Annotated in this window: 19 protein-coding genes; 4 read left to right on the top strand and 15 right to left on the bottom strand. The window is 29.6% G+C overall.

Features of this window, described 5'->3' with window-relative positions:
* Positions 1-2: 2 nt before the first annotated feature.
* From MBBWO_RS04760 to acs, 3 genes are all read right to left on the bottom strand, one after another.
* Positions 3-953 carry an MBL fold metallo-hydrolase gene (locus MBBWO_RS04760; protein ID WP_116669734.1) on the bottom strand — a complete coding sequence of 317 codons (951 nt, stop codon included), beginning with the start codon at positions 951-953 and terminating at the stop codon, positions 3-5.
* Positions 954-970: 17 nt separating this feature from the next.
* Positions 971-1891 (bottom strand): MJ0548 connectase family domain-containing protein, encoded by a 921-nt coding sequence (locus MBBWO_RS04755; RefSeq protein WP_116669733.1) that lies wholly within the window; start codon positions 1889-1891, stop codon positions 971-973.
* 215 nt (positions 1892-2106) lie between these two features.
* Positions 2107-4209 (bottom strand): acetate--CoA ligase alpha subunit, encoded by a 2103-nt coding sequence (gene acs / locus MBBWO_RS04750; protein ID WP_116669732.1) that lies wholly within the window; start codon positions 4207-4209, stop codon positions 2107-2109.
* A 539-nt stretch (positions 4210-4748) separates the two neighbouring features.
* Between acs and MBBWO_RS04745 the strand changes: the two genes are divergently transcribed.
* Positions 4749-5225 (top strand): hypothetical protein, encoded by a 477-nt coding sequence (locus tag MBBWO_RS04745; protein WP_116669731.1) that lies wholly within the window; start codon positions 4749-4751, stop codon positions 5223-5225.
* Positions 5226-5849 carry a DUF447 domain-containing protein gene (locus MBBWO_RS04740; protein WP_116669730.1) on the top strand — a complete coding sequence of 208 codons (624 nt, stop codon included), beginning with the start codon at positions 5226-5228 and terminating at the stop codon, positions 5847-5849.
* Between the two features lie 43 nt (positions 5850-5892).
* Here the strand turns inward: MBBWO_RS04740 and MBBWO_RS04735 are convergent, their stop codons facing one another.
* The 7 genes from MBBWO_RS04735 to MBBWO_RS04705 all read right to left on the bottom strand — a co-directional run bounded on the left by MBBWO_RS04735 (position 5893) and on the right by MBBWO_RS04705 (position 11773).
* Positions 5893-6834 (bottom strand): ABC transporter substrate-binding protein, encoded by a 942-nt coding sequence (locus MBBWO_RS04735; protein WP_116669729.1) that lies wholly within the window; start codon positions 6832-6834, stop codon positions 5893-5895.
* Positions 6835-6927: 93 nt separating this feature from the next.
* Complete coding sequence (locus MBBWO_RS04730) at positions 6928-7950, bottom strand: adenylosuccinate synthetase (RefSeq protein WP_116669728.1); 1023 nt, start codon at positions 7948-7950, stop codon at positions 6928-6930.
* Between the two features lie 136 nt (positions 7951-8086).
* Positions 8087-8629 (bottom strand): hypothetical protein, encoded by a 543-nt coding sequence (locus MBBWO_RS04725; RefSeq protein WP_116669727.1) that lies wholly within the window; start codon positions 8627-8629, stop codon positions 8087-8089.
* A 9-nt stretch (positions 8630-8638) separates the two neighbouring features.
* Positions 8639-9223, bottom strand: a complete 585-nt coding sequence (locus tag MBBWO_RS04720; RefSeq protein WP_116669726.1) for a hypothetical protein — start codon at positions 9221-9223, stop codon at positions 8639-8641.
* Between the two features lie 9 nt (positions 9224-9232).
* On the bottom strand, positions 9233-9826 hold the full coding sequence (locus MBBWO_RS04715) for a DUF6891 domain-containing protein (RefSeq protein WP_116669725.1): 594 nt from the start codon (positions 9824-9826) through the stop codon (positions 9233-9235).
* A gap of 9 nt (positions 9827-9835) precedes the next feature.
* Positions 9836-10528: a DUF6882 domain-containing protein gene (locus MBBWO_RS04710; RefSeq protein ID WP_116669724.1), complete on the bottom strand. Its 693-nt coding sequence runs from the start codon at positions 10526-10528 to the stop codon at positions 9836-9838.
* Positions 10529-10537: 9 nt separating this feature from the next.
* Positions 10538-11773: an LL-diaminopimelate aminotransferase gene (locus tag MBBWO_RS04705; protein WP_116669723.1), complete on the bottom strand. Its 1236-nt coding sequence runs from the start codon at positions 11771-11773 to the stop codon at positions 10538-10540.
* Positions 11774-11954: 181 nt separating this feature from the next.
* Between MBBWO_RS04705 and MBBWO_RS04700 the strand changes: the two genes are divergently transcribed.
* Complete coding sequence (locus MBBWO_RS04700) at positions 11955-13604, top strand: hypothetical protein (protein ID WP_116669722.1); 1650 nt, start codon at positions 11955-11957, stop codon at positions 13602-13604.
* Between the two features lie 66 nt (positions 13605-13670).
* Here the strand turns inward: MBBWO_RS04700 and MBBWO_RS04695 are convergent, their stop codons facing one another.
* From MBBWO_RS04695 to MBBWO_RS04675, 5 genes are all read right to left on the bottom strand, one after another.
* Positions 13671-14447, bottom strand: coding sequence for a hypothetical protein (locus MBBWO_RS04695; protein WP_116669721.1), 777 nt, complete (start codon positions 14445-14447; stop codon positions 13671-13673).
* Positions 14448-14542: 95 nt separating this feature from the next.
* Positions 14543-16186, bottom strand: coding sequence for an MFS transporter (locus MBBWO_RS04690; RefSeq protein ID WP_116669720.1), 1644 nt, complete (start codon positions 16184-16186; stop codon positions 14543-14545).
* 323 nt (positions 16187-16509) lie between these two features.
* Positions 16510-17925 carry a radical SAM/SPASM domain-containing protein gene (locus MBBWO_RS04685; RefSeq protein ID WP_116669719.1) on the bottom strand — a complete coding sequence of 472 codons (1416 nt, stop codon included), beginning with the start codon at positions 17923-17925 and terminating at the stop codon, positions 16510-16512.
* A 505-nt stretch (positions 17926-18430) separates the two neighbouring features.
* Complete coding sequence (locus MBBWO_RS04680) at positions 18431-20098, bottom strand: glutamate--tRNA ligase (protein WP_116669718.1); 1668 nt, start codon at positions 20096-20098, stop codon at positions 18431-18433.
* A 756-nt stretch (positions 20099-20854) separates the two neighbouring features.
* Positions 20855-21694: a CPBP family intramembrane glutamic endopeptidase gene (locus MBBWO_RS04675; RefSeq protein WP_116669717.1), complete on the bottom strand. Its 840-nt coding sequence runs from the start codon at positions 21692-21694 to the stop codon at positions 20855-20857.
* A 143-nt stretch (positions 21695-21837) separates the two neighbouring features.
* Between MBBWO_RS04675 and MBBWO_RS04670 the strand changes: the two genes are divergently transcribed.
* Positions 21838-22836 (top strand): tetratricopeptide repeat protein, encoded by a 999-nt coding sequence (locus tag MBBWO_RS04670; RefSeq protein ID WP_116669716.1) that lies wholly within the window; start codon positions 21838-21840, stop codon positions 22834-22836.
* Positions 22837-22849 lie beyond the last annotated feature (13 nt).

Genomic DNA, 22849 nt, shown 5'->3' with positions numbered 1-22849 from the left:
AATTATCTTTTTGATAAAGTGAAATCCTTCTTAATAGTGGTTCCTTTATCAAATTTAGATTTACCAATTGTCAGTTCATCATTTTCATGAGCTCTAAGTGATGATTGGTAAGTATTCTGTTTTTCTCTCCTGTATAAAAAGGAGTTTTCATCTTTAAGTGAAGATATTACAGATTTATCTGGTCTTCTAAAGTTAACATCCAAAGCCATACCATCAAAAGCAGCTAATGTTTTAACACCAGAAGCATCACTTATTTTTTTAGCTTCAACAACTGGATTATCAGATAACATCTTTAATCCGAAATGAGTCATAATAGCAAGTTTTGGTTTGATCTCTTTTAACAATTTAATAAAAGAATCTGAACATAAATGACCACGAATTGACTGACTACCCGGTCTAATGACACTTGAAATAAAGATATCAGCACCTTCATGATAACTAGCTAAATCATCAAAGTATTGTGTATCTGTAGTGTAGGAAATATTGATATTTTTAGTTCTTATCTGAAATCCCACACCTGTAGGGTCACCATGAATTGTTTTAGTTCCCTTAATGGAAAACTTAGGTAATTTTTTAACATCACCTGGTTTTAGGACAACATTTTCAGATTTGCTTTTATGGTAATTAGAAATGCAAGGCCCCCAATCCTTAAAACCATTGAAGACACTTTCACTACCTATTATAACTCCATTTTCTTTAGTCATACCCCTTGTCATTGCTTCAATAAGAACCTCTGCATCAGTATAATGGTCAGTATGGGCATGAGAAATGAAAACACCGCTGAGATTTCTTGGATCAAGACCAAACTGATAGGTTCTCACTAATGCACCAGGACCTGGATCTACATGTAAATTAATACCATTTAGATTATCAATTCTAAAACCACCAGTCATACGGCGTTGACTGATAGTTGAGAATCTTCCACCACCAGTTCCTAAAAATGTAATTTTCATTTAAACCTCCATAAAAACTACAAATTACATAAAATAATATTACAAGAAAGATTAGACTTATTCTTTTCTAAACATAAGTTTTCATTTTCAATAACAACTTTATCTCCAATTTTAACATCGTCGGTCTCGCAAAACATTATAACTTTCCCTTTAGGTTTTGCAAGTTGCCTCCAGTTGTTATCAAAAGCCTGAGTCTTATCATTTAGTGTAACTTGTAACATATTACCCTCAATTGAACTTACTTCACCAATATCCCCTTCATTTATAATTTTTGAAGCTAGTTCAATCTCTCTAGATTTTTCAATTAAATCTTCTTGTAGTTTTTGCCTAATTTTAGCTAATACTTTAACATCTTGATCAATAGTTTCATTTAAATATTTTTGAGCTTCATCTGCAGTGAATTTAGGCTGTTGGATTAAAACATCAAATTTATCTCCCAAAGTAGGGGTTTTCTGGGAAACTTCATTGATAATCTCTTTAAATATATCACCCATATATTTTAAACTTAAAGTAGATTTCCATTTTTTAGAAATTAAAGCTTCAGCTTCTTTTTTTGCAAAGTTATTACCAAATATGATAATGGCTTTTTCACCAGCACTACGTGAAACAATTTCAGAACCAATGATTTCAATGATTTGATAACCATTTGTAGTTCCATAGATTCTTCTTCTTTTTGTTTCAAAAGCACCTTTAGAAGCAACTTCACCCATTACAGTATTTCCAACAGTGTCAATTTTATTACCATCATCAGATATTTTGATACTGATGTCAAAGTCTTTTGCTCTTTTATATAACTCTTCATCAGTAGCTATTTCACCATTGTAAAGTTCAGATTCTAAAGCTTCTAAATTTTCTTTATTTCCAAAATAAGCAATTTTTCTTTTATCACTAGCCATTACACAGCCTTTTTTACCAACATAAGCAATAATTAAACTCATAATGAAACTCCCAAATATAAAAAATGGTTCAATATTTCTAAATAAAACCATTAATCAATCAATATTATTTATTAAATTAATAGCTTATATATCTTTCAAAGGAAAGTTGAAGATTAATAGTTAAAAATAATTTATGAAAAATAAGACTTTTAATTAAAAAATAGCTATTATAAAAAAATAAAAAAAAGAGGTTAATTTCTCTAGATTAAGAGAAATTAATCAAGTTTAATTTTTACGTCAAGTGCACTTGATCCTTCTTCGTAAACAAAGATAGGGTTAATATCTAATTCAGATATTTCTGGGAAATCAATAGTTAATTTAGCTACTCTTTTAATAGCTTCTTTTACTTCTTCAATGTCACAAGGAGCTTCTCCTCTGTAACCTTTAAGTAAAGTAGCTACTTTAGTGTTTTCAATTTGTTCATCGATTTCATCACAGGTTAATCCTTTAGCTAATTTGAAGGATACATCTTCAATAAGGTTAACATAGATTCCACCCATACCAAATGCAATCATTGGACCGAATTGTCTGTCTTTTACCATACCAACTAATACTTCTTGTCCAGATGGCATCATTTTTTGTACTTCTACACCATCAGGAATGATATCAGGGTGAGCTTTCTTAGCATTAGCTATAATTTCATCATAAGCTGCTTCTGCTTCTTCTCTGTTTTCAATTCCTACTTTTACACCACCAATATCGGATTTGTGAAGTATTTTGTCAGATGCAATTTTTAATACAACTGGGAATTCCATTTCTTCTGCTAAGTCTCCTGCATCACTAGCTGAGGTTGCAAGTTTAATTGGAGCTGCAGAGATTCCATATGCATCAGCAACAGCATAAGCTTCACTACCAAGTAAAGTGTCTCTTCCATCTTCTTTAACTTTAGCGAAGATTTTAGCTACTTCTTCTTTATTGGTACCTTCAATGTTAGATACACAGTCAGTGTAGTTCCTTTCTTCTACACGTGCATATCTTGTCATTGCTTCAAGTGCTTTTACTGCAGTTTCAGGGAAAACATAGGTTGGTACATTGTTTGCTCTAAGCATGTCATTTGCATTGTCAAAGGATGGTCCACCCATGTTTACAACCATAATTGGTTTGGTGAATTTTTTCTCAGCTTCTAAAATTACTTTTGCAATTCCATCAGGATCAGCTGAAGCAGTAGGACAAACCATAATGATTAAACTGTCTACTTGATCATCTTCAAGAACAATATCTAAAGATTCTTTATATCTTTGTACTGGTGCATCACCTAATACATCAATAGGGTTGTTTGCACTTCCTTCATCAGGAATACATTCTCTTAATCTTGCTTTAGTTTCATCATCAAATTGAACAAGTTTTAATCCTGCTTTTTCCATAGCATCTACAGTTACTACTCCTCCACCACCAGCATTGGTAATAATAGCTACATTAGGACCAGTTGGTAATGGTGCTTTGGAAAATGCTAAACCTAAGTCAAATAAGTCAGCCATGGTTTCTACACGTAAGATTCCAGATTGTTTAAATGCAGTATCGAATGCTAAGTCACTACCAGCTAATGCACCTGTGTGTGAGGATGCAGCTTCTGCTCCTGCACTACTTGAACCAGATTTAAGAATGATAATAGGTTTTTTAGCTGCAGTTTCTCTCATAGAGTTGATGAAGTCATCATCTTCACTAATTGATTCTAAGTAACAGATAATTACTGCAGTTTCTGGGTCATCTGCAAGATATTTCATTAATTCAGTTTCAGTTACACCTGCTTTGTTACCAAGACTAATTACTTTACTGAATCCAATTCCAGATCTTACACTCCAATCAAGAATAGCTACCATCATTGCACCACTTTGGGAAATAAATGCAATGTTTCCTGCAGGAGGCATCATTTGTGAGAATGAAGAGTTTAATGGAGTGTGAGAATCAGTTGTTCCTAAACTGTTTGGACCGATAATGTTTATTCCATATTCTTCACCAAGTGCAGTTAATTCTTCTTCTAATTTTGCACCTTCTTCACCAATTTCTTTGAAACCAGCACTAATTACAACCATATTTTCTACGCCAGCTTCACCACAGTCTCTAACTGAGTCATTTACAAAGACTGCTGGAATAGACATAATCACTAAGTCAACCTTATCTGGGATATCCTTAATATTTGCATAAGCTTTTAATCCTTGAATTTCACCATCTGCATTAGGATTTACAGGATATATTTTACCTTGGTATCCTCCAGATACCATATTATCTACAATGATATACCCTACTTTACCTGGAGTATTGGAAGCACCAATAACAGCCACAGAATCAGGTTTAAATATCTTATTAAGATCTCTCATAGATTTTATCTCCTTATATATTACATATCTTTCATCAATTATTTACCTAATTTATAATGATAAATAATTAACAATTATCTTACTACTATTTAATTTTATAATACTATATAAAGATATTGATAAATAGGCTTTTTAATTGAATAAATTAACAAAAATAAAATTTTAATTTAACAAATATCCAAATTGACAATAAATAGGAAGAATAGAATATTTCAATATTAATTAAAAAATATTTCAATGTTATAATAGAAAAAATACATTAAAATTATAGAAATAATGAAAAATAACAATTTAAAAATATTAAAGTAACATTTCTTAAATAAAAAATGACTCCAAAACTAAGATTAAAATATTAAAATAAATAAAATAAAAGCATTAAAATAAAATTTAAATAATTTAAGTAATTATTTTTGAAAATAAAAGAAAAATAAATAAATTAACCATCAATTACATAACAGGTGTTAATTTATGAAAATATCTATTAATTAATATATAAAATTAAACAAATAATATTCTAATAAAAAATTGAGTGTAATAATATGAATAGTGAATTAAATTTAGAATTATACACAATTGCAATGACAAGATTAAACAATGGATTTGCAAAAATTGGAGATATAATTCAAGATAACACAGACCTTATAAATTCATCAACAGATGCTGAAGACTTTAATAAACTAGCTATTAAGATAAAAAGAACTTTACCTGATTTTAGAAAAGCTTCCTCTGAATTTGAAGAGTTCTACAATGACATAGTTGATGATTTATCCCAGAATGAAATTAATGTAAATGAATACCAGCCATTTTTTGAACATGTTGATGAAGTATTTCCTGCATATGAATCACAATTAAATGATGGTATTGCTGGACTTAAGGAAAGTATTGGTGGTGTAAATCCAAAGATAGATAATGAACTGGCTGAATTAGAAGAACTTCTAAATAAAACAGGTGAAATATTCAATAAGATACTTAAATTATCTGATGAACAAATGGTTATAATCAAAGGAGGCAACTAAGTGGAATTCAATTTAGAAGGAATAGGTATTGAAAAAGGCCTCCAATATGAATGTATTTATACTACTGAAAATTCCAAAGGAGAAAAAAATGCAGGACCTTTTGGATTTAAGTATTTAGGTGATGATAAAGTATCCTGCACTCTTTTTGAAGGTTCACAAACATTAAAAAATATAATGGAAACTAAAAAATACACTGTAAATATAACTGAAGATCCATTAATTTTCACATATGCAACAATTGGTAATTTACCTGATGAATACTTTGATGATGAACTAGCTGTTATAAAAGATGTCCCTGCATATTTAACAATTGAAGTTGAATCTATAGAAGAAGCAGACAAAGACAAATTTCCTCTTAAAAATGAAAAATCCCTCTATTTAATTGAAGGAAAAATAACAGATATGAAAATAAATAACAGATGTGCACATGCATATAACAGAGGATTATCTAGTTTAATTGAATGTCTTGTTAATTACAGCAGATATTTCATTGTTGATGATGAAATGAAAGCATTCTATGAAAATAGACTTGATGAAAATCAAAGAATCATCAATAAAGTTTCAGATAAAAAAACACAGGAAGCTATTGCCTATTTAAAAGACAATATGCTTAAAAATAAATAAAAAAAGGTAAATTAATTACCTTTACACTTTTTTTGATTATAAATTAACCTTCCCAGAATATATCAGTTGCAGGGATTGGTTCTTCTAAAATACCTAAATCAACTTCAATTTGCATGAAATCCATAATACTTTGTTTATAAGTTTCGTTTAAACCATAAACAAATTTAATACCACTAATTGCTTTTTTCTCTATTTCTACATCTGCAACTATATCCTCAGGCAACAATTCTGCTGCTTCATCAGGATTCTCTAAAATAAACTCTGTTGCATTTTCATGAATAGAAATAATAGTGTCTAATTTATCAGGATTTTCATCAATGAACCTTTCAGATGCTGCAACAACACAGCAAGGATGTTCTGGAAGGATTTCAGAAGATTTTATAAACATCTCATTTCCATTTTCAACAGCCATTGTTACATATGGCTCATAAGTTAACATACCATCAATTTTATTAGCATTTAAAGCATCATTCATTGGAGCTACTTTCATTGCAGAAATATTCATATCATCAGTAGACATGTTATTGTCCTCTAAATAATATTGAAGCAACATATACTGAATAGATGCTTCACCAGGAGTAGCTATTGATTTACCAGCCAAATCCTCAGGAGAATCAATATCAGATTCTGGACTTACTGCAATACCACTTCCTTCAATTTGAGCACCTGCAACAACTTTTATAGGAACTCCTTTTTCAACAGCAGATAAAACAGGTGTAATTCCACCATAACCAATATCAACTTCACCACTGGCCATACCAGTCATTAAGTCCCCACCGTTGTTAAACTGAACAAGTTCGGTTTCAATACCGTGAGCTGCATATTCCCCTTGTGCCTGAGCTACAAATAATGCTGCATCATGATCAGATGGAAGATAACCAATTGTTACAATGTCTTCATTAACAGGATTTGTTAAAAAAGAATATGCACCACCTATAATGAAAACAAGTAATACAACAACAGCTAAAATTAACTTTTTATCCATTTAATCACCGAATTATAATAATTAAATATGATATAACCTTTTACTTTAAAACATAAAAAGGTTTCTTAAAAAAAAAGTAGAAAAAAAGTAGAATTATAATAATTCATCTCTTAAATCAATTGTATCCTTTAAATCAGGACCAGTTGAAATAATAGTTACTGGAACACCAGTAGCAGTTTGAATATCTTCAATAAATTCTTTAGTTTCAGCAGATAAATCATCATAGCTTTGAGTTCTTGCACAATCCGGATATAATCTGTCTACACAGGTTAAAGCTATTTGAGTAGCACCATTAATCATACAAGATTCTTTAGCTAAATCCATATCAAATAAACCAACACGACGTCTACGTCCAGTTACAGTACCATATTCTTCAATGTTTTTAGCTTCTGCTTCTTCTTGAGATATTTCAGTTGGGAAAGGACCTTCTCCAACTCTAGTAATATATGCTTTAAATACATTGATTACTTCATCTACTTTAGTTGGACCTACACCAACATCAGCAGCAAAAGAGCTTGCAGTAGTGTCTTTACTGGTTACATAAGGATAGGTTCCATAATAAAGGGATAATGCAAATCCTTGTGAACCTTCAATAAATACATCTTCACCATTATCAATAGCTTCATTAGTGGTAGTTGCTACATCCAATAAGTAATCTTCAAGTTCAGGAACATCACGAGCCATAGTTGCAGTTCTTAAAACCCTATCAGAGTTAGCAGGACCACAGCCAGAACCAGTACTTCCGATTTTTTTAAATAAATGTTCTGAACCCCTGTCTCTTTCCATATGATCACTAGTAATCATAGCACATCTTGGATCAACAAAAGTTCTTTCACCAACATTATATTTTTTCAAATCCTCAAACTCACCGAATAAAACATCTTTATTAACTAAAACTCCAGCACCAATTAAGAGTTTAGCATCACTATGTATAAAACCAGACGGGATGAGTCTTAAACCATATTTTTCCCCATTAAATTCAACAGAATGTCCAGCATTTGGACCTACACCAGCACGGGCAATTATATTAGGCTTATCTTTATTACAAAGGTAAGTAATGCATTTTCCTTTACCTTCATCACCCCATGCACCACCTACTAAAATACTACAAGTCAATTTAAAAACTCCTTAATCTAAATTATACAAATGAAAATAAAAATTTTCACAACATTAAACTAGTATGTTCTTACTCTTTTAAAAACCTTTGCACATAAATATTACATTTTTTAAAAGAAAATTCACTTAAGAAATATCATGCCTTTTCTAAGATATCCAACAATATCTGAAGATATTTGTACCTTTCATATTTCCATTCTTCATTATCTTCAAGAAATGCATCTAAAACATAGGAATTCATCTGTCTTAAAATAGCTAAATGAACAATATTTTTAATGTTTTCATCCATTTTACCCTGTAAAATTAGCTGTCCAAATCCAGTAGCTATTAGAACAATATCTAAAGTTAAAACAATCCTATCAAACCTGTAATCAAGAGTATCTTCGATTATATTTTCCTCATAAAGAATAGATTCATTATAATCACTTAATTTAAGGCTCCATGAGCTTAAAATCCATCGAATACACTCAAGCATAGGTTTATCTGGATTTTCTTCAATCCAATCAATAAGCTCGACAAATGATAAATAACCTTCATCAGATCCAAAAGGCGCTAATTCATCTGTGCAATCCCAAAAGAATTCATAATTAGCTATTTTTACAGCATTTTCATGAGGTTTAACACCGTAAAATTCTGAGAAATTATCATAAAAATTAAAGCCTTCTTTAATATTATCCATAGTAAACACTTACTTCAATGAGGTATTTTCACATATTGAATCTTTATTAATTATATTTCTCTTAGACTGATATCTTAAAAAATATCTAACCCATTGATTGGAAAGTTCTTTAAGAGTGTAATCATCTAATTTTTCAGATTGACTAAAGAAATCCATTTGATTAGCTCCAACAACCATAGCTAATTCATCAAATTCCAAAAGTAAGAAAAAATCACATCTGAGATTTTCCAAATCAAAATCTTTGTAGAGACTGATAATTTTATTTTTACTAAATTTCTCTTTTAACTGTTCTAAATACTCAAAATCAAGAAATTTAATATTTTTAATCTTAAAATCAACTGCTGTTTCCAATCTGTAATTTTTAAGGTCAAAATCGGCTAAAAATTCTAAAGACCAAATATCATTGTAAAAAAAGTTAATAAAAGAATTATTTGCAAATCTAACAGATAAAATTAGCTCTTCATGAACTTCAGGGTCTCCAAGTTCAACATCCTTAATATCTAAATAAATGGTATCTTGAGCTATTTCCAAAAAAGATAATTTTCCAGAAGATATTGAAACTTCTTCAATACGTCTTAATGAATCTGTATTCAATTTTAACACCTAATGATTCTTTTTGAATGTTTCAAAAGCCCCTTCCATACCATATTCTTTTTCATCATAACTTTTATCCCATTTAAAAGGATTAATTTTAATTTGAGTGTTAATAGTTTCATCCCACTCAATATTAAAATCATTATTAGTTAAAGCTTCAGCAACTACTTTACCAATTTCCAAAGCCTTATCTTCATCTTCATCAAAGTCTCCAAAGGTGATATTCAAGATGCCTTCACAGATAGCCCCCTCAATATCATCATAGGTGTAAAAACAAAAACCTTTAGATTCAAGTTTATTGTTTCTTAAATGGACGAATAATTCAAAAGCATCAGCTACTCCTTCTTCAATATCATAACCACAATTATGAATGGCTATGATATCTTTAGATGCAAGTTCATTAAAGGTTTTTTCTAAATTTAAGAAATTTTTATTATTGAAATCATTTAAATCAACATCAGGAAGAGTGATTTCATCAAAATCAATATCTTCCTCAATAAATTGATCTTCTAATATTTCAAATATGTCTTCTTCATCATAGAAACCTGATTTAATAAGCATCCTGCTAACAAAGTCGATTTCTTCAGCTAAATTTTCATCCATAAAAATCACTTAGTCTACAGTAAGCATTTGAAGATGAGTTAAGTTTCCTCTTTCAGTGAAACCAGCTATTATACGGTCTTCACCAAGTTTAGCTACTGCAAAATCATCTTTATTTTTAAATTCATATCCTTTAAGTTTTGTATATCCTTCAAATGCTAATCTTGGATAAACAGAGAAATTCTTTTGGAAAGTGTTAAATGCATCTCTAAATTTAACAACAGAATCATTTCTTTTTATTAAATCTGATTTAATAGCCACAAATATATCTAATCCTTCAACATTAGCTGCATAGTAAGCATCCATATCTAATAATGCAGATGCAGTCATTGCCCATATATGACAGTCATCAAATTTAGTTTCAAATACTGGTGTTGTAAATTCAGGAATTTCATATTCAGCTCCAATTTCATAGATTTCACGAGCTGCTTTGATAAATTCATCGTCAAATCCAATATTTTCATTGTCCCAAGCCCAGGACCATTGGTTAAATTCTTCAGTAAAGAAACCTAAGATTTGAATGTCAAATTTAATATCATCACTAAAAGTTAAAGTCCCATTCTCTAAATCAACTTCCCCAACTAAGTTTCCAATTAATTCAGATAAGTTTTCTTGCCTGTCAAAAGCTAAACATCCATATTTAGAGAAGATTACTTTAAAATCATCCCCTTTTTCAATGGTAATCGGTTTTTCAATAGTTTTCAACAAAATCACCTAAAAGTCTAATTTGGAAATCCTATCCATTGCTTCTTTAGTATTTTCTAAAGTGTTAAATGCAGTAAGTCTTAAATAACCTTCACCACTAGGACCAAATCCAGAACCTGGAGTACCAATAACATTAGCTTCATTTAATAATAAATCAAAGAAAGCCCAGGAATCCATATTATTAGGAGTTTTAACCCAGATATAAGGAGAGCTGACTCCACCATACACTTGTAATCCTAAATCAGTTAAACTTTCCCTGATAACTTTTGCATTTTCCATGTAGTAATCAATTACTTCTTTAATTTGTTCTTGACCTTCTTTAGATAATGCAGCTTCAGCAGCTTTTTGAACTGGGTAGGAAACACCATTAAACTTGGTAGTTTGTCTTCTGTTCCAAAGAGCATTTAAGGATTGTTCTTCACCATCTTCAGTGTACCCTTTTAATTCTTTAGGTACAACAGTGTAAGCACAACGGGTACCAGTGAATCCTGCAGTTTTTGAAAAGCTTCTAAATTCAATAGCTACTTCTTTTGCACCTTCAATTTCATAAATAGAATGAGGAACATTATCTTCATTAATGAACTTTTCATATGCTGCATCAAATAAAATAACAGATTTATTTTCTCTTGCATAGTCAACAAATACTTTTAATTGTTCTTTAGTAAGAGTTGTACCTGTTGGATTATTTGGATAACATAAGTAAATAATATCTACAGGTTCTTCAGGAAGTTCTGGGATGAAATCATTTTCAGCATTACATTTAAGGTAAACTAAACCATCATACATTCCATCATCATTCATAAATCCAGTTCTTCCAGCCATTACATTTGTATCAACATATACTGTGTAAACAGGATCAGTAACAGCAACTTTATTGTTTAAATCAAATAGTTCTTGGATATTTCCAGTATCACATTTAGCACCATCACTTATGAAAATTTCATCAGTATCAAGTGAAACTCCATATGGTTTAAAATCTGTTTCAATAATAGCATTTGCTAAAAAGTCATAACCTTGTTCTGGACCATATCCTTTAAAAGAATCAGCTTCTGCCATTTCATCAACAGCTGATTTGAAAGCTTCTACTACTTTTGGTACTAAAGGTTTTGTTACATCCCCAATACCCATTTTAATAATATCTGCATCAGGATGATTTTTTTGGAATTCTGCTTCTCTTCTAGCAACTTCAACGAAGAGATAGCTACTTTCTAATTTAAGATAATTCTCATTAATTTTTACTACCATATTAAAAAACCTCATTAATAGTAATCTAATATATGTTTTTAATTTTGCAATATATAAACTTATTAATATTAACTTAAGTAATATAATAATATAATAATTTAAATATTAACAAATTAATATTATAAATTAATATTTTGACTATATGAAAAAATAGGAGTTTAAGATAAAAGTGAGGTAAATTATGCCAGGACATACAGGACTAATTATATTCAATATATTCCTTATTGGAGTAATTGCTATAATTATAGTAAAATTATATTATAGGAAAAGTGAAGGGCCTAAAACCCTTTCAAAACAAGAACCCGAAGAAACATTTTCATTTACTGAGGCAATATCCTCAAGAAAAAACTTATTTTCATCTAATGACTCATCAACTGAAAATGTAAGTGAAAATAACTTTTTCAATAATGAACAAATACCTTCTAAACCAAGAAGTAGCAAACAACCACAATATTTCCAAAGGAGAAAAGAGAATATATACACAGAAGAACAAATACCAAGACAGGAACAAGTAATAAGACAAGCGCCAAGACATCAGGAAGTTAAAGCAACTCAAGAAGAAAACATTTATTCTTTTGACAAAATAAACTTCACTGATAGACCAACTGGAGTTATTAAAACCGAGGCGCCTATAACAAAGGAACACAGGGATATTATGACAAACCATGTTGATAGAATTGTAGAAACTGAAGAAGCTAGAATTGAGGAAGATTTAAAAAAAAAAGAAGAAACCAAGGAAGATTCTGAATTGAAAGATTTATTTACCATCGATGAACTCATTAAAGAGTCCAAAAGAAAAGATGAAGAAAGAAAAAATGAATCTGAAAATATCAAAAGGAAATCTGAGGAAATAAAAAACAAATCTTCTGCTAAAAATGACGAGCCTACAATTGCGGATGAACTAAAAACAAATGACTCTGTTAAAGAAGAACCAACAATAACTGATGAAATAGAAGAAGAAATCAAAAAAACAGAAGAGAAAAACAGTGATGATACATTAGACAATTCTGATGAAGTTATTGGAACACCAACTCTTAAAACTCCAACTAAAGTTGAAAAGTCCATAAATGATGTTATCAACGATACTGTTGAAGAAGAATCTATTGAAGAAAACAATAAAAATCAAAATAAACTTGTAGATGAAACCAAAATTGATGATATTGAAGTTATTACTCCTGATGAAGATACCTTTGGAACTCCAATTGAAGATAGTGGACTATTTGAAGAAAAAACATATGATGAAGACATATTCAATGAAGCTCCAACAGAAAAGGAATATGAAGAATATAACGATCTTGACTACAGAAAAGATTTAGATAAAATCAAAAATAAAGTAAGAAGTTCTAAATTATTCAATGACTTCAAAAATAAACTACAAGAATACAGAGATGAAAAAGAAGAAGGTTCAACTGATGATGAAGCAGATTTCATTAGAAATATAAGTTATTATGATAATGCTACAAGTTATGGAAATGATTTTGAAACATATGGTAATTCTTATGAACCAATTGAACCAATAACTCCTTCTGAACAAGAGATAAGGGAAGAAAATACCCGTAACTTAATCAGCATTACAAGAGAATCTTCTAGTCCAACACAAACAGCGAGTGTGGCTAAAAGTGAAGGTAGCTCTGGACCTGCTAGAAACAGTATTAAAATTAATATAAACAATAGTGAAACTGTTTTAAAGAAAAATGATGAAATTATCTTTAAATACAACGGCGATACTTACTCAAGTAAAGTTTATAGCATTATTGGAAACGATATAACTGTTAAATTTAGAGGAAAAAGAGTTAAAATTAAACCATCTGATGTTAAAAAAGTATTTTAGGTGTAGAAATATAAGTTTCTACTACCTCACTTAATCCTATTTTTAAATCTTCTTTTTTTTAAAAAATTAAATTTCATATTTAAAGTCACTTTTATATTCAGATTCATCAGGAGTATAAGGGATATTGCTATAAAGTCTTAAAGTACGTATTCCCTCATTATTAGCTCTTTTCTTGAAGGATCCTTTTTTAAATTTTTTCCCATTACGTGCCATACCCTCTTTTGTACATATTCCATTATTGTATTCAAGAAGGGTTTTAGTAACCTTAGGTTTACTCTCATGTATTTTGCCAGCGCTTAATTTATGAGAAAGATTATCTTTTGAGGGTACATTCAATCTATCTGCAAAAGATTCGAAGTTATTTATGATTTTAGACAACAACTTAATGTTTTCAATGAATTTTTCGCCAATAACATTTCCTAAAACAACATAAAAGAAGTTATCTTTACTTTTTGTTGCATATTTTAATGTAAAATTTTTATTTAATTCTTTAAAAGTTTCTGAATCTCTTTTAACTTCAACTAAACAATATACATTATCTTCTAAAAATCTAAAATGAGATTTTTTTATATCCTGATTTGCTATTAAACTCAAATTGGGATTTATTTCATCCTCATTATCTAATCCAAAACCAAAGTAGTAAAATGTCTCTGAACTACTTACTTTTAATCTTGAAAACCAAAATGCATCAGAAGGTCTGTAAAACCTGTTTAAATTACATGAATGAGATTCAGGAATTATAAAATAATTTAATTTAACATAATCATTTTTTGGAAAATGATTTTTTAAACTTTCAAAAAACTTTTTTTCAGTATCTGCCCAAATAAATTTTGTTTTAACCATGTGTATAAATTGTATATAAAAAATATTTATACTTTTCCATTTTAAGTCAGTGATTAAAAAAAGTCAAAAAAAATAAGATAAAAAAAAGAAGGAAATTAAATTTTAGATATTATATCAAATAAAGTAGCGTTAATATCTCCCCTACTAATAATTCCTTCAAGTTTGCCATCTTTATCAACAACAGGCAATTTTTTAAAGTGATGTTTAGATAAAATGTTCATTGCTTTTTCAAAGTTTTCATCTTTGCTAATTGTATATAATGTTCTTTTATCTAAATTCTGAGAAGTAATAAGCTGTTCTACAGTTCCATCAATCTTTTTATCTAACACGTCTTGTTCAGCATCTTCTTCAATGTAAACACTGTATACAAAGTCATATACATTTTCTTTTGGTGTTAAATATCTTATTATATCCCCGTCACTAAGCATTACTCTTATTTTATTATTTTCATCAACAACAGGAACACCACCAATGTGTTTTGAGTTAATCAATTGTAATAATTCCCTAACAGTAGCTGTAGGTTCAATAGTTACAACATCTTTAATCATAAACTCTTCAACTTTTCTGGTGTGTTCTCCTTCTTTAACATCTCTAGATTCAGATTTAGATACAACATCCCTTTTAATATACATTACTAAAATAGCACATAATACAATAAGTCCACCAACAATAAATGGAGTGCTGTCAGATATTGTTTCACCTAAATATCCTGCTAAAAATGGAGCAATAGCTGAACCAATAAACCTTAAAAAGTTATATGATGCTGAAGTAGTAGGACGATCAACAGGAGAGTTTCCCATTACTGCAGTGGAAGTTAAAGTGTTGTTTGTTCCAATAATTGCACCAGATAAAATTACACATACAATAGCTACCCATTGAATATCTACAAAAATACCAATAAGTAAAAGCAAGATTGCAAAGATACCTAAAACAGTATACATTGGTTTTATAATACCCACTTTCTCTTCAAGTCTTGGAGCAAGGAATACAGAAGTGATAGCTACTAAAATACCCCATACTAAAAATACAAGACCAATTCCAAGTGCATCTAATCCTAAAATAAATGGAGCATATGCAAATAATGTGAAAAATCCAAAGTTGTATAAAAATGCAATTAAACCATAGGTTCTAATGTAATCATATTTTATAGCTACACGAACTGGATCTAAAATGGACATTTTCCTTTGTGGAGCTTCTTCTTTTTCTTTTTTTGATTTAAGTAAGAATAATAAAAGAACAAATGCAATTGCCATCATTATTCCTACACCAAAGAAAGGATAGTACCATGCAAATTGACCTAAAACACCACCAAGTAATGGCCCTACAGAAAATCCAATACCAACTGCTGATTCAAAAAGAATAATTGTACTAGCTACATCCTTTACAGAATAGTCCAATAATGCAGTCAATGCAGTTGCAACAAATAAAGAGTTACCAAATCCCCATACACATCTAAGTAAGATAACAGTCTCTACCTGATTTGATAAACCACATAAAGTTGAAAATATTGCAATTATAACTACACCAGTACTTAAAGTTCTCTTAATACCCCATTTTACAGTAATTATACCTGTAACAAGCATAGCTACTGCCATAACAGCATTATAACCTGTAAAAAGCAAAGTGGACTGAGTTTGACTTGCACCTAATTGTTCAGAAATAACTGGTAAAATTGGATCAACAAGCCCAAAACCCATAAAAGCAATAACAGCTGTAATGAATAATGCCCATACTGCCATTGGTTGCTTTTGTTTAGCATTCTGAGTTATTTTAATTCCTCCTTTAATTGAATTATGAAAAAAATGTTTTTTTAATAAAATATAATAATTATTCAGTATAGATTATTAAAAAATATATTCAAATCAACTATTTTTAACAACAATCTTTTAAAATAGCCTAAATACTAATTTACTCAATTTAATTAAAGTAATAAAAAAGCAAATTGATTTACTAAAATTTATTTTAAATAAATTAATATAGCGGACAACTATATCCGTTGTTATATTATTTGTTTTTAGTCATATATAAAATAACTATTAAAAAATAAAAAAAAATAAAAAATTTATGTCTGATTTTTTAAACATCCTGGATCAGGACCTAAATAGTCACCATCATTATAGGCATATGCCCTGCCTCTACAACCACCACAGATATATCTGGATTCACATACACCGCAATGATTAGCTAAAAGGTCTTTATCCCTTAGTTGTAGCAATAACTTATTATTACACCACATATCCTCTAAATCAGCATCTTTTATATTGCCTAATTTTAAAACATCATCATGCGGGAAAAATACACAAGGGAACATATCACCATTAGGTTCAACACTCATATAAAATCTTCCAGCACCACATCCACCAACAAAGTCAGCTAGTTCTTTCATAGCAGGATTAGTGTATTCTGGATTGAAAAAATGAGTTGGAACTAAATTACTATCACTTTCCATAGAAACTGCAACATCTGCAAATTGAGGAGCAGTAGATAATATCTGCATATCCCCTTTACCATTTTCCTCATAGATTAATTTTAAAAGTTCATTTCTTTGTTTTGGAGTTAAATCTAAATCTCTCACTTCACTTCCAGAACCTGTTGGAATGAAATTATATAACATAAACCATTCAACTCCCAGCTCCCTCATAAAATCAATCATTCCAGGTATTTCATCATAATTTTCCTGAGTTACAGTTGTTGAAACTTCAACGAATACTCCTAATTCAAGGAAATTTTTAATTGACTGGACAGCACGATTCCATGAGTTAGGAACTCCCCTAAAGTTATCATGTGTTTCTGGATTAAGACCATCAAGACTAATTTGAACAAATTCAAGACCTGCATCTGCAAATTCATTAGCATGTTCTATTTTTGCGGTTTTAAACCCATTTGTAGCCATTGAAACATACATACCATCTTCACTGGCATGTTTAATTAAATCTATTATTCCTGGATGAACTGTCGGTTCTCCTCCAGAAAATGCAATTGATGCAACACCCAATCTTGATAATTTATCAATCCCCTTGATTATTTCATCAGTTGTTAGTTCATCATCTGCTTTTTTACCTGCATTTTCATAACAGTGTATACATTTAAAGTTGCAGGCTTTTGTAATATTCCATACAATTTGGAATGGAGCTCCTGGAACAAATGGTTTGTGAACACCAAAATTACCCATCCCTTTTATAACACTTAAAAGACCTTTTCTCCAGTAAGGATCTTGCATTGTATTGATTAAAGCTTCTTCTGATGTATTGAAACTATTTAATCCTTTTTTAATTATTTGTTTGACAATAGGAAGAACCAATTTACATTTATGACATATGTCTTCCCTTATGCCTAAATAGTAGTCCAAAGCACATTGAAGGTGTGTCGCCTCACATTTATCACAGTAATGATTCAATTTAGAAATAGTTTTTTTAGAAAGAGGGTTGTTAATAAAAGCTTCAAACTCTCTAACCATTGAAGAAACATCTTTTTTCATCTTTAACCACCTTCATTTTGTTAAATAAGTGATTAATCATAATATCTTAGAACAATATAAATCCTAAAGTACCCAATGAAAAAAAATAATATAACGAATAATTGGAAATATCTTATGGAAATGTAAAAAGATATTATAACCAATCAAAAAGCAATATTAAATATTTCAAAATAGTATCTAAGAGAACAATAGCTATAAAAAACAAAAATAACACTACAATGATAGCTATTTACTAAATAAATACAATACTACTTCTTAAAAGAAATATTATAACATTAACTATTTATATTAATAATTAAGTTTAACTCCATATATAAAAGTTTTTATCCATATACATATATATAAAATTTTTAATTAAATGAAAAATTTTTAAATAGCATATAAAAAAATGTAGTTAAAGATATACTCTTAAATAACAAATTCCGAAAATAGTTATTCAAAATATAATTAAAAAATAAAAAAATAAGTTAACTGTCAAAAATAAGACAGTATTTTAAAAAAGAAATTATTTGTGAGCGAAGTAGAATACAAGCTCATCATCTTTAATTTCATCTAAACGTGCAAAACCAACCCTTTCAAATTGAACAATATCTCCAACTTCTAAATCAGCTAATGCACCTTCACCAAGACCTTCTTTAACAGAAGCATCATCCATAACTATTTTTACATTGACATTATCTTCAACTGGAACCCATTGAATAATTCTAGCTTTCAAATCACGAGCTTCTTCAAAGGAAGTGGAATTATAAGATACTTTATCTCCATCAATATCAACATTAACAGCATCCATTAATCTGACAATTCCATCTTTAAAGTCTTCACTAGCTAAGTATGCTTTTCCATCAAATGGTAAAATCCTATTTCCCCTATCTTCATGGTCTGCATGCAATGGTCTTTCAATATCTACTTTTCCACCTTCATATCCATCTACAGTAATTTCACATGGATTTTCAACAAAGAAATAACGATTAGCTATTGGTTCAATGAAATTACGGTTTAAACCATAGATTTTCTTCCAGCTAATAGCTGAATCAGCCATTTTAACACCGATTTCAGTGATTAACTCATAGATAGTTCTTGGGTCAATTCCTCTTCTTGCAATAGCCCTTAAGGTTCCAAGTCTAGGATCATCCCATCCACTGTAGGTTCCATTTTCAATTCCTTCAAGTGCTTTAGAGGTACTTAATGCAATATCTTCCATTTTAAGTCTACCATAATGGATGAATTCAGGCATGTCCCATCCCATGTGTTCATAGAGATATTTCTGTTTTTCAGTATTTGCCAAATGGTCTTTACCTCTTAAAACATGAGTCATACCTAATAAATGGTCATCTACAGCAACAGAGAAGTTCATCATTGGATATACTTTATATTTATGTCCAAAACGAGGATGCTCCTCTTCAACAATACGCATAGCCACCCAATCACGAATAGCTGGGTTTTTATGTTTAATATCTGTTTTCACTCTTAAAACAGCTTCTCCAGCATCCATTTCTTCAAATTTATTCCATAGTTCCATGTTCTCTTCAACAGTCCTGTCTCTACATGGACATGCTTGACAGTTATCTTTAAGTTCTTTAAATTCAGCTGAATCACAGGTACACATATATGCTGCACCTTTTTTAATTAGCTGTTCTGCATAATCATAATATATATCAAATCTGTCACTTTGATAGATAACTTCATCAGGTTTGATTCCTAACCATTCCAAATCCTCTGGAATCATTTTATATGCTGGTTCAAATACTCTTTTTGGATCAGTATCTTCTATCCTTAAAATAAGTTTACCACCATATCTTTTTGCATATTCACCATTAGGTACTGCAGCACGAGCATGTCCTAAATGTAGCGGACCACTTGGGTTTGGAGCAAAACGCATTACAACATTTTCATGGCTTCCAGGAAGTTCTTGAAGACCAGTTTCCTTTTTCTGTTTTCTTTCTTTAACTTCCACATCATATTTAGCCATTTCAGCTTCTTGTTCTTCAACACTTAAATTATTTACTTGTGCTACAATTTTACCAGCTATTGGACCTATTTCTTTAGCCCTGCTTCTAAGTTCTTCTTCCTGAGCCATAATAGAACCAATAACTGCACCAGGATTTGCACTTCCCTTATGTTTTGCAGCATTTAATAAAGCATGTTTATAGACAATTTCTTCTAAATCATTCATAAAATTCACTCAATAAAAAAATAAGTATTCATTTATAATTTATCTAATTAAGAATATATAAAGTTAATAGAACTTGAAATATAGAAATATGATAAAATGGTATATGAAAAAATTTATAAATTTAAATTAATATAACCTAATTCAGAATATGTACTCCTTGGTGGTATCCATATTCTAATTGTTTCACTATACAAACTGTGAAACAAAAACCAGTCCTTGTTATTATATTAGGCTGTTGTGATTAAAAAATGTCTAAATATGGGTTTTGGTTGTATGGTTAATAATAATCATACAACCTTTTTTAGACATGATTTCTATTTTTTCATGCAAAATAAAATAATTTGATAGATACAACTATTTTTAATCTAAATAAATGCTTCTTTTTAATTTTAAAAAAATTTTATATAAAAAAATAGTGAAAATAAGAATTAATAGAAAACATTAACTTTCACCTGCTTAATGGTGATAAATGTAAACAAAAATTCGATTTTGATTTTGCCTCTTATCCCATATAGCTGGACTGGAGGTGAAAAATTATGGCTGATGAACTATTACTGTTCATCGAGATTATTGCCTTAACTCTTCATGTACTCAAATTAATAAATTAATTAAATAGTGCATGAGAAGTTATTAATTTTTGACCTGACAAATGGTTCTTTGTTATTATAAAGGATTTCCCATGTCCTTGAAGTTCTGTCTAATTCTCCCATTTGTCATTTGAAAAATTTAAAAATAAAAAAAAGAATAAAAATAAGTTTATTCTAACTGTTTAACTAAATCAGTATCTTCAACATTGATCTTTTTAACAATAATTACTGCAATAACAATAAAAACAATAGCTACTATTAAGTTTTGCACCCAATCGCTTGTTAATGCTGCATCATATGGAATATTGTAAAATCCCGGAATCACATAATCAGTAAAATCAAATAAACCGTGACATAAAGCAGGTACTAACAAGTTTCCAGTTATTAAGTAGAAAAGAGCAAGAATAATACCCATTGCAGTTGCATAAATTACTTGCTGAATAATAGCATCTGGAGAAGAAGAAATTGCATTTGAAGCATGTACAAGACCAAATATTACAGATGAAACTATAATTGAAATATAAATTCCTTTTTTAGTCATACCATATCTTCTTAAGAAGTTTCTAAAGATTAAACCTCTAAACAAAATCTCTTCTGCAAATCCAATAGCTAAAGTAGTTAAAAATGCTATAACTATCAAACCGATATCAATTCTAAAAAGTGAAGGATTATTATACAATACTGGAGGTAAAATATTCCAGAGCACAGCTATTATAAGTATTGGAACTGATAAAAGAGCACCTATTTTAAGATTTCTTTTTGAAAAGAAGCTTTGATCAAAGAACTCTAACTTCCATGCCACTGCCAATAATAAAATAATAGCTACAACTTCTGAAATAAAGAAAGATAGGTTACTGTCAAAATAGTTATTAGCAGTGATAAGGTTACTAAAACCTGCAAAACTTATAATCAAAGTTGAAACAACCGCTGACAACACTAATACAATTAATGCTGCCACAACAAAAATATAAGGATGCCTTGTGAAAAATCTTTCATTTTTTGTATCCATTTTTAAACTCCTTATAGTTTAATTAAAATTATTAAATTAGTTTTTCAAAATAACAATCTTTAATTTATAGTACCATATAAATAATTATTTAGGTAAAATGAGTAGTTACTAAAATTGGGGGCAACATAAAGAGTTGAACAACTATGAGTGATGAAATAATAAAAGTTAAAGATTTTATAGAAAATAAAGAATGTAAGAAAGCCCTTGATTTAGCTAAAAAGATGCATAGGAAAGATAGAATAAATGACTATCTTGAAATACTTGATTTATTAATAGCTGAAAAATATCTTCCTGCATTTGAAGAAAAAGGACAATATTATCTTTATTTTGATGAAAATCATGACAATGAAGATTATGGTGAGAAGTACTTCAACCAGTATCTTGAAATTCAGCCTCATTCAATTAATTTAATGTGCAGTAAGGCAATGGCATTATCCTATAAAGATTTGAATAAATCCATTAAACTTATGGATAAAGCATTGAAAAGCTATGACAACTTCAGTGAAGATGAAAAACCTAGAATCACAGAAGAAGATATTTGGATGGGAAAAATAGAGCTTCTAGTTAAAAAGAATGATAAAAAAGAAACACTGGCTGAGCTGAATAACTTTGAAAAAGAATATCCCGACAACCCTAAAATGATTCTTTATAAAGGAATATTACTTTCTGAAACTGGGGAAGATGAAGATGCTCTTAAATATCTTGAAACATCTCTAAAAAGGGACAATACAATACTTGCCCTAAATGCAAAAGGAAATGCATTGTATAATCTTAGAAGATACAGTGAAGCACTTGAAGTCTATGACAAATGCATCAGTCATGAAAAAGAAGTTGATGACTTAGATATAATAACTAATTTTAATTCCAAAGCAGCATTTTCAGCTATTGAACTTGAAAATTATAATGAAGCTATTAAATATTTAAATAAAACAATAAATATGCTAAATGAACATGGTAGACTTAAAGATGACCTTGAAAAAATTTACAGACAATGTTCCTTTGAAAAAGAAAGGCTTCTTAAGCAATACAACATTCAAGACAGAAAATTTAGCAGATTTAAATTCCTTTCATCAAAAACAGCACTTATTGTATTAATCTTATTCATTATTGGATACTTCATATTAACCTATTTAGGTTATTAATTAAAAAGTGATT

This window comes from Methanobrevibacter woesei, from assembly GCF_003111605.1.
GTDB lineage: Archaea > Methanobacteriota > Methanobacteria > Methanobacteriales > Methanobacteriaceae > Methanocatella > Methanocatella woesei.
This window is presented reverse-complemented; position numbering and strand designations above follow the sequence as displayed.

What these genes read in the sequence shown, in the direction of transcription:
- MBBWO_RS04760 (WP_116669734.1), bottom strand. Translation starts at nt 953, where the DNA reads ATGAAAATTACATTTTTAGGAACTGGTGGTGGAAGATTCTCAACTATC.
- MBBWO_RS04755 (WP_116669733.1), bottom strand. Translation starts at nt 1,891, where the DNA reads ATGAGTTTAATTATTGCTTATGTTGGTAAAAAAGGCTGTGTAATGGCT.
- acs (WP_116669732.1), bottom strand. Translation starts at nt 4,209, where the DNA reads ATGAGAGATCTTAATAAGATATTTAAACCTGATTCTGTGGCTGTTATT.
- MBBWO_RS04745 (WP_116669731.1), top strand. Translation starts at nt 4,749, where the DNA reads ATGAATAGTGAATTAAATTTAGAATTATACACAATTGCAATGACAAGA.
- MBBWO_RS04735 (WP_116669729.1), bottom strand. Translation starts at nt 6,834, where the DNA reads ATGGATAAAAAGTTAATTTTAGCTGTTGTTGTATTACTTGTTTTCATT.
- MBBWO_RS04725 (WP_116669727.1), bottom strand. Translation starts at nt 8,629, where the DNA reads ATGGATAATATTAAAGAAGGCTTTAATTTTTATGATAATTTCTCAGAA.
- MBBWO_RS04715 (WP_116669725.1), bottom strand. Translation starts at nt 9,826, where the DNA reads ATGGATGAAAATTTAGCTGAAGAAATCGACTTTGTTAGCAGGATGCTT.
- MBBWO_RS04705 (WP_116669723.1), bottom strand. Translation starts at nt 11,773, where the DNA reads ATGGTAGTAAAAATTAATGAGAATTATCTTAAATTAGAAAGTAGCTAT.
- MBBWO_RS04700 (WP_116669722.1), top strand. Translation starts at nt 11,955, where the DNA reads ATGCCAGGACATACAGGACTAATTATATTCAATATATTCCTTATTGGA.
- MBBWO_RS04695 (WP_116669721.1), bottom strand. Translation starts at nt 14,447, where the DNA reads ATGGTTAAAACAAAATTTATTTGGGCAGATACTGAAAAAAAGTTTTTT.
- MBBWO_RS04690 (WP_116669720.1), bottom strand. Translation starts at nt 16,186, where the DNA reads ATGGCAGTATGGGCATTATTCATTACAGCTGTTATTGCTTTTATGGGT.
- MBBWO_RS04685 (WP_116669719.1), bottom strand. Translation starts at nt 17,925, where the DNA reads ATGAAAAAAGATGTTTCTTCAATGGTTAGAGAGTTTGAAGCTTTTATT.
- MBBWO_RS04680 (WP_116669718.1), bottom strand. Translation starts at nt 20,098, where the DNA reads ATGAATGATTTAGAAGAAATTGTCTATAAACATGCTTTATTAAATGCT.
- MBBWO_RS04675 (WP_116669717.1), bottom strand. Translation starts at nt 21,694, where the DNA reads ATGGATACAAAAAATGAAAGATTTTTCACAAGGCATCCTTATATTTTT.
- MBBWO_RS04670 (WP_116669716.1), top strand. Translation starts at nt 21,838, where the DNA reads ATGAGTGATGAAATAATAAAAGTTAAAGATTTTATAGAAAATAAAGAA.